We start from the raw sequence: 12,506 nt of genomic DNA on the forward strand, positions 1-12,506 counted from the left end.
GTTCGCGTGGAGGTCTCGATCGTCGGCGCCGGGCTGGTCGGCTGCCTGCTCACGTGTTTCCTGGCCCGCCGGGGGCACGCGGTGACACTGTACGAACGGCGCCCCGACCCCCGCCGCGCGGGCGCGGAGCGGGGCAGATCGATCAACCTGGCCATCTCCGAGCGCGGCATCGACGCGCTGCGCAGGGTCGGCCTGGACGAGGTCGTGCTGGACACGGCGCTGCCGATGCCCGGCAGGATGATGCACGCCGTGGACGGCGAGCTGACCTTCCAGCCCTACAGCGCCGCCCGGGACCGGGCGATCAACTCGATCGGCCGCGCCGACCTCAACCGCACCCTGCTGGACGCTGCGGCCGGGCTGCCCGGAGTACGGCTGTGCTTCGACCACCGGCTCACGTCCATGGACCTGGACTCCGGCCGGATGGTGTTCCAGACGCCAGGCGACCCCGGCACGGTGACGGCCACCGCACCGGTGATCATCGGCACGGACGGGGCCTTCAGCGCGGTGCGCGCCGCGATGCAGGGCAGGCCCGGATTCGACTACAGCCAGGAGTTCCTGGACTACGGCTACAAGGAGCTGGTCATCCCGCCCGCGCCGGACGGCGGGTTCGCGATGGACCCCGGCGCCCTGCACATCTGGCCGCGCGGGCACTCCATGATGATCGCGCTGCCCAACCCGGACCGCTCGTTCACCTGCACGCTGTTCTGGCCGAAGGCCGACTTCGCGAGCCTGACCACGCCCGAGCGGATCAGCGAGCTGTTCGCCGAGCGCTATCCGGACGCGCTCGCGCTCATGCCCGGCCTTTCCGATGACTATCTGCGCAACCCGACCGGGCACCTGGTCACGATCCGGTGCGCGCCCTGGGTGGTGCCGGGCGGCGCGGCCATCACCGCGCTGGCCGGTGACGCGGCGCACGCCATCCTGCCGTTCTACGGCCAGGGGGCCAACTGCGGGTTCGAGGACTGCGTGGAGCTGGACCGATGCCTGGCCGAGACCGGCGACGACTTCGCCGCCGCGCTGCCGCTCTACCAGGAGCGGCGCAAGCGCAACGCGGACACCATCGCCGAACTGGCCCTGGCCAACTTCGTGGAGATGCGCGACAAGGTCGCCTCCCGGATGTTCCTGGCGCAGAAGCAGGTGGAGCACGCGCTGGAGCGCCTGCTGCCCGGGCGCTACGTCTCGCAGTACGAGCTGGTCTCCTTCAGCACCGTCCCGTACGTGGAGGTGGAGCGGCGGATCGCCCGGCAGCGGCGCTGGGTCGTCGCGGCGGGGGCGGGGATCACCGCGCTGTCCGCCGTGGCCGCACTCGGTGGCGCGCGCAGACGCCATAAGTAGGCTCTCTACATGTAGGCTGTCTATGTAACGATGGTCGAAGGAGGGGCTGTGAGGACGTTCGGCGTGACGCTGGCCGGGCTGGTCGGCGGATTCATCCTGGGGATCGTGCTCTCCGAGGTCATCGCGGTCACGACGGCCCTGATCACCGGCCGTCCGGCGGGGGTGAGCCACCTGCCGGTGTACACGGGGCTGGCCGGGGGCGTGCTGGCGCTCGCCGTACGGCTGAGTCGCCGCAATCGGTCGCGGACGGAGGTCTGACGCCCGTACTCATACGGGCTGACCTGGGGTTTTCTTAGCCCGGCCGGGTGGTTGCGGCGGAGGCCGCGGGGAACGACGGCAGGCACCAGACCTGCCGGAGGGACCATGGAAGCACCCGTGCCCGGCGTGCTCGCCGCGCTGGGCCTGCTCGCGGCGGGCGTGGCCGGGGTCTACGCCGCCGCGCGCGGGCCGGGGCCGCTCGCGACGTGGCCGTTCCTGTCCGGCGCGCGGCCCGCCGAGCACGCGATGTCCCGCTACCACGTCCGGTGGTACGCCATGTCGCTGGTCTTCCTGGCCTTCGACATGGAAATGGTCTTCATGTACCCCTGGGCGCTGGTGGTGGCCGAGGTCGGGACCATGGCGGTCGTCGAGATGTTCGCGTTTCTCGGGCTGCTCATGGCCGGGGTCGTATACGTGTGGCGCGAGGGGGCGCTGCGGTGGGCCTGAGCGGCCGGCTCGCCCGCTGGGCGGGGCCGCGGCCGCTGGTGGTGGCCACGCCGTACGGCACGCGCCCGCGGTTGCACGCCGAGGCCGAGATCGCCCGCCGCCGCTGGCACCCGGCCGCCGCGCCCGCGGTGGCCTCGCTCCTGGTCGTCTGCGGGCCCGTCACGGGAGAACTGGCCACCGCCGTGGCGGAGGTCTGGAACGCCATGCCGGACCCGCGGACCCGGACGGACCTCCCGCCGGACGCGGGCCCCACGGAGGTCTCTCACGCCTTGGACGAGGCCGCGGCCCGCCCGGCCCGTGGGGCCGGAACGACCCGGCCCACTGGTGGCATGGGAGCGTCCGGTGGTGGCGGGACGGCGGGGCGTGGTGGCGGTACGGGGGCGTCCGGCAGGGGTGGAGCGGCCGGGCCCGGTGGTGGCATGGGGGTGTCCGGTGGCGGCGGGACGGCCGGGCATGGCGGCGATCATGGCGGCGGTATGGAGATGCCCGGTGGGATCGGGATGGCCGGGCGTGGGGAGGACCGGGACGGGCTGCGGCTGGACGTGCTGCACGTGCCGCTCGGTCCGGTGCTCGCCGACTGGCCGGGCGGGCTGGTCGTGGACGCCACGGTGCAGGGCGATGTCGTCCAGGAGGCGGTGGTCAGGGTCGTCGGCGCGGCTCCTGGCGCGGGCGAGCCGTTCTGGGACGAACCATGGCACAAAGCGCAGAGCGGCGAACGCGTCCCGCGTGGCGCGGCTGAACGACGCGGGGCCGCCGAGCGCCTGGACGGCCTGGGCCGGCTGCTGGCGGTGGCCGGCTGGCCCGCGGCGGCCCGCGCGGCCAGGACGCTGCGCGACCGGATGCTCGCGGACCGGCCGGCGGCGGCACTCGCCGCCGAGTTCGCCCGGTTCGAGCGCCGGGTGCGCGGCTCGCGCACGCTGCGCTGGATGCTGCGCGGCATCGACGCCGGGCAGGACGACGTCCTGGGGTACGCGCTGAGGTCGCTCGACTCTGTCGGCGCGGCACTGGACCGGATGGACGACGACACGCCACTACCGGCGAACGGCCCCGACCAGGTAAGCACCCCCGACCGGCTGCCCGCCCTGCTGGCCGGAGCCGAACTGGCGGCGGCCCGCCTGATCGTGGCGGCCCTCGACCCCCGCACCGAGGCGGTCGGCGGCCATGGCTGACAGAACGCCGGACTCGCCGGACCCCCGCGCCGTTCCTGGACGGACGGCTCTGACAGATGGCGCGTCCGTATGCCGCTCCGAAGGGGGGCGGCACACGGACTTGCTGCGCGAGGCCATCTGGCTGATCGAGGACCTGATCGCGATGCTGCGCCGCGATCCGGCCACCGTCCGGCCGAGCACCTTCGCTCGCGAGTCCGTGTGCCGCTCCGAAGGGGGGCGGCGGCCTTGGGAGTGATCCTGGCGTTTCCCGTCGTGCTGGGCGGGCTGGCGCTGGCCGCCGCCGTACTGGACTCCCGGACCCGGGGGACCGGCTGGGCGGGACCACTGCGGGAGGCGGCGCGCCTGCTCGGGCAGCGGCGGCGGCGGACCGTCGCGGCCGACGGCCTGCTCGCCACCGCGGGCGTGTGCGCCCTCCTGACCGCCGCGACCCTCGCCGGGACCGCGGTGCTCCCGCTCGGCGAACGCCCGCTCGCCGACCTGGCCGTGGGCGTCGTGTGGTTCAACGCGATGGAGGTGGCGGTGTGGGCCGCGCTCTGGCTCACCGGATGGGGCGCGAACTCCTTCTACCCCCTGGTCGGCGGCTACCGCTTCCTGGCGCAGGGCCTCGCCTACGAACTGCCGCACATGTTCGCGCTGATCACGGTCGCGGTCGGCGCGGGCTCGCTGCGGGTGCCCGAGGTGGTGGCGGCGCAGCGCGGGCTGTGGTTCGCCGTGGCCATGCCGGTCGCGTTCGCGGTCTACCTGCTGTCGGCGCTGGCGATGGCGTTCTGGGGCCCGCTGGGCGGGCCGCTGGGCGTCGATGCCGCGGGCGGCGTGCGGGCCGAGCTGTCCGGCCCCGACCTGCTGATCTTCCAGGCCGGGCGGTACGCGCTGCTGGCGGTCGCCGCGGCGGCGGCCGTGCCGTTCTTCCTGGGCGGCGGGGCGGGTCCGCTGCTGCCCGCCTGGGCCTGGACCCTGGTCAAGGCGCTCGCCGTGCTGGCGCTGCTGGTCTGGGCCGGACGCCGTACGGCGGGCCTGCGGATGGACCGGTTCACCGAGGCGTCCTGGCTCGTGCTGATCCCCGCCATGCTGCTGCAACTGCTGGTCACCGCGAGCGTGGCGGTGGCGGCCCGGTGATCGCGGGCATCGCCTTCTGGGCCCTCGCCGCGCTCGCCGTGGCGGGCGGCGTCGCCGTCTTCGTGGTCGACTCCATGGCCAGGGCGACGTTCGCGCTGCTGGTGTCCTTCCTGGCGGTGGGCCTGACCTTCCTGCTCATCGACCTGGAGTACCTCGGCGTGCTGGTCATCCTGATGATGATCATGGAGATGTGCGTCATGGCCGTCTTCATGATCATGTTCATGATGAACCCCGGCGGCCTGATGCCGATGACCATGGTGCACAACCCGCGCGGCGCGGCGCTCATCGCCGCCGTCGTGTTCGTGTCGCTCGCCGCCGGGGCACTGGCCGTCCCGCCGCCGCCGCGTCGCGGCGCGCCCCCCGCCGACCCGGCCCGCGCCCTCGGCCTTTCCATCATGGGGGACAAGATGCTGGTCATGATGATCATCGGCGTCGCGATCCTGGCCACCATGATCGCCTCCGTGGTGCTCGCCGTCCACGGCGGGCGCTACGCCGCGGATCGGAGCCGGTCCCGGTGAGCGCGCAGGGCTTCCTGCTGCTGGCCGCCGCGCTGTTCGCGACCGGCCTGTACGGCGCGCTGTCGCAGCAGTCGATCGTCATGCTGATGATGGGCCTGGAGCTGATGATCAACGGGGTGCTGGTCGCGGCCGGGGCGAGCTGGTACTACTTCGCCCCGGCCCGCGCCGACGGCCAGGTGCTGGTCCTGGTCGCGATCACGGTGATGGCGCTGGAGATGGCGATGGGCTTCGCGGTGACCATCGCCGTCTTCCGCGCACGCGACGTGGACATGACCGAGGGCGCGGGCGAGCTGGGCGGATGAACGACCTGTTGTGGCTGCTCCCCGGACTGCCCGCGGCGGCGGGCGCGGCGCTGCTGCCCATGCGCGGGCGGGTGGTGCCCGCGCTCGCGGTGTCCGTCGCGGCGGTGACGCTGCTGATCGCGGTGTACGCGGCGGCCACCCGGCCCGCGACCCTGCCGATCCCGTCGGTGGGCGGCCTGCGGGCGGGACTGGCGGTGGACGGGCTCGCCGCGGTCATGGCGGTGACGACGACGGCGGTCGCCCTCGCCGTAGTGGTCTACGCGGCGGGGCAGATCCGTGCCTCGCGCGGCAGGTTCTTCGGGCTCATGCTCGTCTTCACCGCCGCCATGCTGGCCACCGTCACGGCGGCCGACCTGCTGGTGCTGCTCATGGCCTGGGAGGTCATGGGCGCGTGCTCCTACGCGCTGATCGCGTTCGACTGGCGGGACGGCGGGCGGGTGCGCGCGGGCGGAGTCGCCTTCCTCACCACCCGCGCCGCCGACCTCGGCCTGTACGTCGCCGCCGGATGCGCGCTGGCCGGCACCGGCTCGCTGGCCGTCGCCGGCCTCGCATCCGCCCCGCGTCCCTGGCTGGACCTGGTCGCGGCCGGGATCGTCCTGGCCGCGCTGGGCAAGTCGGCCCAGCTCCCGTTCGCCTTCTGGCTGTCGCGGGCGATGGCCGGGCCCACGCCGGTCTCGGCGCTGCTGCACTCGGCGACCATGGTCGCGGCCGGGGCCTACCTGCTGCTGCGCGTCCAGCCGCTGCTCGCCGCCACCGGCTGGGCGGCGCTCCTGGTCGCCTGGGCGGGCGCGCTGACCGCGCTGCTGCTCGGCGCGGTGGCCCTGGCCCAGGCCGACCTGAAGCAACTGCTCGCCGCCTCGACCAGCGCCCAGATCGGGTTCGCGGTACTGGCGGCGGGGCTGCCCGCGCTCGCGGGCGGGGCGGCCCACCTGGTCGCGCACGCGGCGGTGAAAAGCCTGCTCTTCTTGTGCGCGGGCGTGTGGCTGGCCGCGCTCGGCACCCAGGACCTGCGCGAACTGCGCGGCGCGGGCCGCGGGCACCGGCCGGTCGGGGTGGCCTTCGCGCTCGGCGGGGCGGCCCTAGGCGGGCTGCCGCCGCTGTCGCTGTGGGTCACCAAGGACGCCGTACTCGCCGCCACGGGTTCACCGGCGCTGTTCATCGTCTGCCTCGGCGCGGTGCTGGTGGCCGCCGGCTATGCCGCGCGGGTGGTGTTGGCCGTCTGGCTGCCGCCCGGCCATGGCGGCAGCGTCCGGGCCGGGGCGCTGGAACTGCTGCCGCTGCCGCCGCTCACCGTGGTCGCGGTCGCGTTCGGGCTGGTCGGCCTCTGGTACGACGAGTGGGCGCGCTTCGTCGGGGCCGGGCCCGGCGAACCGCGTCCGGCCCTTCCCGGGCTGGCCCTGACAGGCGTACTGGCCGTCGCGGCGCTCGCCCGCGTCCTGCGGCACGGCCCCGACGCCGCGCTCGCCCTCCCGGGGTTCGCGGGCTGGCTCGGCCTGGAACGCGCGGCCGTCGCAGCGGCCTGGCGGCCCATGACCGCTCTGGCGGGGGCGCTCGCGCGGTTCGACGACCGGGTGGTCGGCGGCGCGGTGCGAGCCGTGCCGCGCCTCGGTACGGCCCTGGCCCGCTGGACGCGCACCCGCGCCGAGCCCGCCCTGGACGGCGTGATCCACGCGCTCGCCCGCACCGCCCGCCGCCTCGGGACCCTGGCCAGACGCCCGCAGACCGGCCAGGTCCACACCTACCTGGCCCAGGCCGCGGTCTGCCTGATCATCATCGCGGTCCTGGCCCTCGTGGTCTGGGGGTGAGCGGGTGCTCTCGCTGGTGATCTTCCTGCCGCTCGCCGCGGCGGCGGTGCTCGCGCTGCCGCGTACCGGCCGGGCGGCGGGGGCCGTCTGGATCGCCGCGGCGGCGGCCGACCTGGCGCTCGCGGTGGCACTGTGGGCGACCTACCCGGGCGGCATCGGGCACGAGACACGGCTGCGCTGGATACCGACCGTGTCGGCCGGCTACCACATCGGCGTGGACGGCCTGTCGCTGCCGTTGATCGCGATGACCTGCGTGCTGTTCCTGTGCTGCGCGCTCTACTCCGCGCGCGGCCCGGTCTCCCGCTCCTACGCGGCGCTGTTCCTGTTCCTCCAGACGGTCTCCGTCGGCCTGTTCGCGGCCCTGGACCTGCTGCTGTTCTTCGTGTTCTTCGACCTGTCCATCGTCGGCATGTACTTCGTGATCGCCGGCTGGGGGCACGGCGACCGCGCGCGGTCGGCGCTGATGTTCTTCCTCTACACCTTCCTCGGCTCGCTGGTCCTGCTGCTCGGGTTCATCGGGCTGTACGTGGGCGGGCGCACGTTCGACATCGCCGACCTGGCCCGCGTCCCGCCGTTCGCCGACCGGCCGGGCGCGGCGGCGGTGGTGCTGCTCGCGGTCGGGGTGGGGCTGGCGGTCAAGACGCCCGCCGTACCGTTGCACACCTGGCTCCCGCCCGCCCACACCGACGCGCCCGCCGCCGGCTCCGCCGTACTGGCCGGGGTGCTGCTGAAGATGGGCGCGTACGGCTTCGCCAGGATCGCGATGCCGCTGCTGCCGGGGGCCTGGCAGCGGTACGCGTGGGTGATCATCTGCGTGGGGCTGGCCGGAGTCCTCTACGGCGCGCTGGTCGCGCTGGCGCAGGACGACGTCAAACGGCTGATCGCCTACACCTCGGTCAACCACATGGGCTACATCCTGCTCGCGCTCGGCGCGGCCGGCCTGGCCGCGCCGAGCGCGCCGCGCACGCTCGCGGTCAGCGGCGCGGTCACCCAGATGGTCAGCCACGGCCTGCTCACGGGGGCGTTGTTCCTGGTCGCGGGCGTGCTGTGGGACCGCGCCCGCACCTACGACGCCCGCCGCCTCGGCGGCGTCGCGGCCACCGCGCCCAGGCTGACCGCCCTGGCCGCGCTCGCCGCGTTCGGGTCGCTCGGGCTGCCCGGCCTTTCCGGCTTCATCGCGGAGTTCCAGATCTTCGCGGGGGTCATCGGCACCGGCCTGCCGGCCGCGGTCGTGGCGGGCGCGCTCGGCGTGACCGGCATCCTGATCACCGCGGCGCTGTTCCTGCGGGTCCTGCACCGGGTGTTCCTCGGCCCGCCCGGCGAGGCCGGGGTCACGCCGGACACCCGGTGGCCGGAGACCGCCGCGATCGTCCCGCTGCTCGCGCTGTCGGTGCTGATCGGCGTCGCCCCGAGGTGGCTGCTCGACCTCATCGAGCCGGTCTCCGCCGCGATCGTGTCGCTGGTGGGCCGCCCGTGACCGAGAACCCCTGGGACCTCCTGCCGGAACTGCTGATGCTCGGCGGCGCGGTCGGCGGCCTGCTCACGGGCGCCTTCTCGGCCCGTGAGCGGCAGGGGCGGGCGGCCTGGATCTGTGTCATGGCCCTGGTGGCGGCGGCGGTCGCGGCGATGGCCGCCGCCGTGCGGCCGGCCGGCATGGCCTTCGAGTCCTGGGCGCTCGATCCGCTCACCCACGTCGTCCGGGTCGTGGTGGCCCTGGCGACGGCGGCGGTGGTGGTGCTCGCCCGCCGCCGGGCGCGCGGCCATCCGCGCGAGGCCGAGCTGTACGCGCTGCTGCTGCTCGCCGCGCTCGGCACGGTCGCGCTGGCGGCGGCCGATGACCTGCTGGTCCTCGTGTCGGCGTACCTGCTGGCCAGTGTGCCCGGCTACGCGCTCGCCGGGTTCGCCAAGGACGGGCCGGGCACCGAGGCGGCGCTGAAGTACTACCTGATGGGGGCCTTCCTCGGCGTGCCGATGCTGGCCGGGGTCACCCTGCTGTACGGCGCGGCGGGCACGACCGCCTATGGCGGCCTCGCCGGTGAGCGGCCGGGCATCGCGGCCGTCGCCGCCGTGCTGCTGCTGGCCGGGGTGCTGTTCAAGGCGGGGGCCGTGCCCGCGCACTTCTGGGTGCCCGACGTGACGCAGGGCGCGCCGATCGCGGTCGCGGCGTTCGTCACCACCGTGCCCAAGGCGGGCGCGCTCGCGGCGCTGCTGCGGCTCGGCGGCGAGGTGTTCGGCGCGGCCGGGTACGGCTGGCGGCCACTGCTCGGCCTGGTCGCCGTGGTCACCATGACGCTCGGCAACCTGGCCGCCTTCCACCAGGACGACGTACGCCGCCTGCTGGCCTACTCCACCATCGCCCAGGCCGGCTACGCGCTGGTGCCGGTCGCCGTCGCCGGGGCCAGCGCGCTGGCCGTCCCCGCGCTGTTGTTCTACGTCGCCGCCTACGCCGTCACCAACCTCGGGGCCTTCGCCGTCGTGGCCGCCACCGGCCGTACCACCCTGGCCGGGCAAACCGGGCTGGCCCGCCGCTCCCCGGCGCTCGCCGTCGCGCTCACCGTGTGCCTGCTGGGTCTGGTCGGCACGCCGCCCACGGCGGTGTTCGCCGGCAAGCTGCTCGTGCTCGGCGCGGCCTGGGACGGCGGGCATCCGTGGCTCGCGGTGGCCGTGGTGGTCAACACGGTGATCAGCCTGTTCTACTACCTGCGCTGGATCCGGCCGGTCTTCGCGGGCGGGGACGCCGGCCGGCCGGACCCGTGGGCGGCGGGGATCGCCTGCGCCGCCGCCGCGCTGTCGGTCCTGCTGGGCATCGGGGCGGGCGTCGTTACGCCACTGATGTCCCTTGGATGACTCGGTTTTATAGCGGATGGGCATTTGTCTAGTTATCCCGGGCTTGGCGGGTTACCGTCAGGGCGGATGGTGGCCGAGGCGAGGAGACCGCGCGCCCTGTGGATCAGATTGTCGAAAATCTGCTCGATGTCATGCGCGCGGAGCTCGGTTACCGGGAAAAGGGCGGGCAGTACACCAAGTTCGGCACGTGGTACGCGAAGAAGGTCGGCGATCCGCAGTACCGGAACGCCCCCTGGTGCGACATGTCCATCGCGTGGGCCGCCGAGCGGGCGGGGGTCGCCGACTACGTCGGCTCGTTCGCCTGGACCCCCTCGCACGCGGTCTGGTTCAAGCAGCACGGAGCCTGGACCGACGAGCCCGAGCCGGGAGCGCTGGTCTTCTTCGACTGGGGCGGCTCCAAGAACTACAAGAAGATCGACCATGTCGGCGTCGTGGAGCGGGTCGCGGGCGGCAAGATCCACACGATCGAGGGGAACGTCGACCGGGTCTGGCTCAAGCGCAAGGTCCGCGACGAGAGCAAGGTGGTCGGGTACGGCCTGCCCCGCGTCGTCAAGGAGGCCCGGCCGGCCGCCGCCCGGGAGCCCGCCACCCCCACGCCCACCCCGGGCGACGTCGGCGGCGGCCTGGTGTTCGGGTTCCCGTTACCCCTGGAGGGGGCCCTCCTGCTCATCGCGCTGGTCGCCGCCCTGTCCGCGCTCGCCCTGGGCAACGTCCGCAGGCGGCCCCGCCGCGCCGAGCCCCCTCCGGCGGAGACGGAACCGGAAGAGGCCCCTGCGCAGGTCCGCTGACCGGGCTGCTTATCGGGCCCAGCGGCGCAGGTCGGCGATGGCCTTGTCGCGCTGCGGGCGGGGCAGCCTGCCGATCACCTCGCCGAGGAAGACGTGATGGACCCCAGGTGCGGTGTAGACGGCCGAGTCGCGGCTGCCCGGCCCGAGCCGGTAGGGCTCCGCGCTCACCGGGTCGGTGCCGCCGTTGACGAACATCAGGCGGTGGCCGCGCGTTCGCACGTACCGGTCGATCTCACGGACCGCCGTACCGTCGTAGGTGATCGGGATGTCGCGCGGCACGTACGTCCCGGGCCGGTACTCCCGCTCATAGCGCAGCAGGGGACGCAGATGCGGGAACGACAGCGTCTGCCAGCCGGTCTCCTTCGCGCCCTGGTAGAAGGCCGACACGTACGGCGTGAGCGCCTGGTCGCTGAAGAACCGGAACCCCAGCACCCGGTCGAAGCTCCGGTACAGCTCCTCGTCGGAGGCGTCCAGCTCGGGCAGGCTCGCGCAGGCGGACTGGTCGTTGTAGGACCAAAACCCCCACTCATAATCCATCACCGAGTGCTCGAACGCCCGGTCGATGTCCCCGACCAGGCCGAACGTCCAGCCGTGCGCCGCCGCGTCGGCCGTCAGCAGGCCCACCATGGCCGCCCGCCGCTCCAGGATCTCCCTGGCCAGCGCCCTGACGTGGGTACGGCAGCGCGGATCGTCGCCCACCGTCTGGAAGAACCGGTCGTAGGCACTGTCCTCGTCGTCATCGACGTTGTTGGGGGCCACGTAGGCGACGGTGCCGTCGATGTCGCCGGGGTGGTACAGGCGGTGCGCCACGGACGCCTGACCGCCCTTGCTGCCGCCGGTCCCGATCCACTTGCGGCGGTAGATCCGTTTCAGCGCCACGACCAGGCGGTGCTGGTCGGCCGCGCCCTGTCGGATGGTGGCCTTGCTCCAGTCGGTGGGCACCGGCCGGGAGCCGGGGTAGTAGCGGTACTCCATGGAGAGCTGGTTCGCGCCGAGGACGGTCGTCGGCTCGGTCTCGAACATGGTCTCCGGCACGGTGTGCCCGGTGGTGTGGAAGACCATCGGGCGGTCGGCCGCGCGGTGCTGGAGCATGACCCGCTGCTCGAACCAGGCCCCGTCCGGCCGGTCGTGATCGACCGGCTGCCGGTAGCGCAGGTGGAACCAGCGCCTGCCGGGCAGGGTGGACGGTTGTTCCGTCACGGTCATCCCGGGGACGGCCCGCAGCCGGTCCGCGATGTCGCCGGATTCGGCGTGAGCGGTGGTCACGGTGCCCATGGACGCCAGGAGCAGGGCGAACGCCGCCGCTGCTTTTCTGAAGGCCATGGCGTCAGCCCCGCAGGGTCCGCAGGGCGCCGCCCCAGGCGAGCACCTGGTCGAGAACCAGGGTCAGCCTGCCCTCCTGGGCGGCGGTGGGCTTGAACGCGGTGAAGTTCTCGAAGTCGTGGTGGATGGAGAGCGTCACCTGCTGTGCCACGGTGGCCACGCCGACCTGCGCGAGGATCTGCCGCAGGTGCTCCACCGCCCGCGCGGCCCCGTCGATGCCGTAGCCGACGAACCCGGCCGCCTTGTCGTTCCACTCGGCGTACAGGAAGTCCAGGGCGTTCTTGAGCGCGCCGGGGACGGAGTGGTTGTACTCGGGGGTGACGAAGACGAACGCGTCGAAGGCGTCGATCTTGGCCGACCACCGCTTGGTGTGCTCGTGCTCGTACCGGCCCATCGCCGCGACGCTCGCCTCGTCCAGGTTGGGCAGGCCGTAGTCGTTCAGGTCGATCAGTTCGTACTCGGCGTCGCCGCGCTTGACGGCCAGGTCGCGCACCCAATGGGCGACCGCTTCGCCGTTGCGCCCTGGGCGGGTGCTGCCCAGGATGATGCCCACTTTGATCATTTCGCCGGGTCCCTTCCGGGGTCGATGTCGTCGATG

General features: G+C 73.7%; 13 protein-coding genes. 11 read left to right on the forward strand and 2 right to left on the reverse strand.

Translation table 11 applies throughout. From position 1 onward, the window contains the following. The first annotated feature begins 6 nt into the window (after positions 1 to 6). From ACH34R_RS25995 to ACH34R_RS26045, 11 genes are all read left to right on the forward strand, one after another. Positions 7 to 1,335, forward strand: coding sequence for an FAD-dependent oxidoreductase (locus tag ACH34R_RS25995; RefSeq protein ID WP_397564135.1), 1,329 nt, complete (start codon positions 7 to 9; stop codon positions 1,333 to 1,335). A 48-nt stretch (positions 1,336 to 1,383) separates the two neighbouring features. Continuing rightward, complete coding sequence (locus ACH34R_RS26000) at positions 1,384 to 1,593, forward strand: DUF5957 family protein (RefSeq protein WP_397564136.1); 210 nt, start codon at positions 1,384 to 1,386, stop codon at positions 1,591 to 1,593. Positions 1,594 to 1,698: 105 nt separating this feature from the next. Then, complete coding sequence (locus ACH34R_RS26005; protein WP_397564137.1) at positions 1,699 to 2,040, forward strand: NADH-quinone oxidoreductase subunit A; 342 nt, start codon at positions 1,699 to 1,701, stop codon at positions 2,038 to 2,040. Continuing rightward, positions 2,031 to 3,209 (forward strand): hypothetical protein, encoded by a 1,179-nt coding sequence (locus tag ACH34R_RS26010; RefSeq protein WP_397564138.1) that lies wholly within the window; start codon positions 2,031 to 2,033, stop codon positions 3,207 to 3,209. The genes ACH34R_RS26005 and ACH34R_RS26010 overlap by 10 nt, the downstream gene beginning before the upstream one ends. Positions 3,210 to 3,440: 231 nt before the next feature. Next, positions 3,441 to 4,325 (forward strand): NADH-quinone oxidoreductase subunit H, encoded by an 885-nt coding sequence (locus tag ACH34R_RS26015; protein ID WP_397564344.1) that lies wholly within the window; start codon positions 3,441 to 3,443, stop codon positions 4,323 to 4,325. Further along, positions 4,322 to 4,843 (forward strand): NADH-quinone oxidoreductase subunit J, encoded by a 522-nt coding sequence (locus ACH34R_RS26020; protein ID WP_397564139.1) that lies wholly within the window; start codon positions 4,322 to 4,324, stop codon positions 4,841 to 4,843. The genes ACH34R_RS26015 and ACH34R_RS26020 overlap by 4 nt, the downstream gene beginning before the upstream one ends. Beyond that, positions 4,840 to 5,145, forward strand: a complete 306-nt coding sequence (locus ACH34R_RS26025; RefSeq protein ID WP_397564140.1) for an NADH-quinone oxidoreductase subunit NuoK — start codon at positions 4,840 to 4,842, stop codon at positions 5,143 to 5,145. Before ACH34R_RS26020 ends, ACH34R_RS26025 begins: the two co-directional genes overlap by 4 nt. Further along, complete coding sequence (locus ACH34R_RS26030; RefSeq protein WP_397564141.1) at positions 5,142 to 6,950, forward strand: proton-conducting transporter membrane subunit; 1,809 nt, start codon at positions 5,142 to 5,144, stop codon at positions 6,948 to 6,950. Before ACH34R_RS26025 ends, ACH34R_RS26030 begins: the two co-directional genes overlap by 4 nt. A gap of 4 nt (positions 6,951 to 6,954) precedes the next feature. After that, positions 6,955 to 8,427, forward strand: a complete 1,473-nt coding sequence (locus ACH34R_RS26035; protein WP_397564142.1) for a NuoM family protein — start codon at positions 6,955 to 6,957, stop codon at positions 8,425 to 8,427. Further along, positions 8,424 to 9,797, forward strand: coding sequence for an NADH-quinone oxidoreductase subunit N (locus ACH34R_RS26040; protein WP_397564143.1), 1,374 nt, complete (start codon positions 8,424 to 8,426; stop codon positions 9,795 to 9,797). Before ACH34R_RS26035 ends, ACH34R_RS26040 begins: the two co-directional genes overlap by 4 nt. A gap of 98 nt (positions 9,798 to 9,895) precedes the next feature. Continuing rightward, a complete protein-coding gene (locus ACH34R_RS26045; protein WP_397564144.1) occupies positions 9,896 to 10,585 on the forward strand; it encodes a CHAP domain-containing protein in 690 nt (229 codons plus the stop codon). Between the two features lie 9 nt (positions 10,586 to 10,594). Here the strand turns inward: ACH34R_RS26045 and ACH34R_RS26050 are convergent, their stop codons facing one another. Continuing rightward, a complete protein-coding gene (locus ACH34R_RS26050) occupies positions 10,595 to 11,908 on the reverse strand; it encodes a S28 family serine protease (RefSeq protein WP_397564145.1) in 1,314 nt (437 codons plus the stop codon). A gap of 4 nt (positions 11,909 to 11,912) precedes the next feature. Next, on the reverse strand, positions 11,913 to 12,470 hold the full coding sequence (locus ACH34R_RS26055) for an NADPH-dependent FMN reductase (RefSeq protein WP_397564146.1): 558 nt from the start codon (positions 12,468 to 12,470) through the stop codon (positions 11,913 to 11,915). Between the last annotated feature and the right edge of the window lie 36 nt (positions 12,471 to 12,506).

The organism is Spongiactinospora sp. 9N601 (assembly GCF_044326295.1).
Classification (GTDB): domain Bacteria; phylum Actinomycetota; class Actinomycetes; order Streptosporangiales; family Streptosporangiaceae; genus Spongiactinospora; species Spongiactinospora gelatinilytica.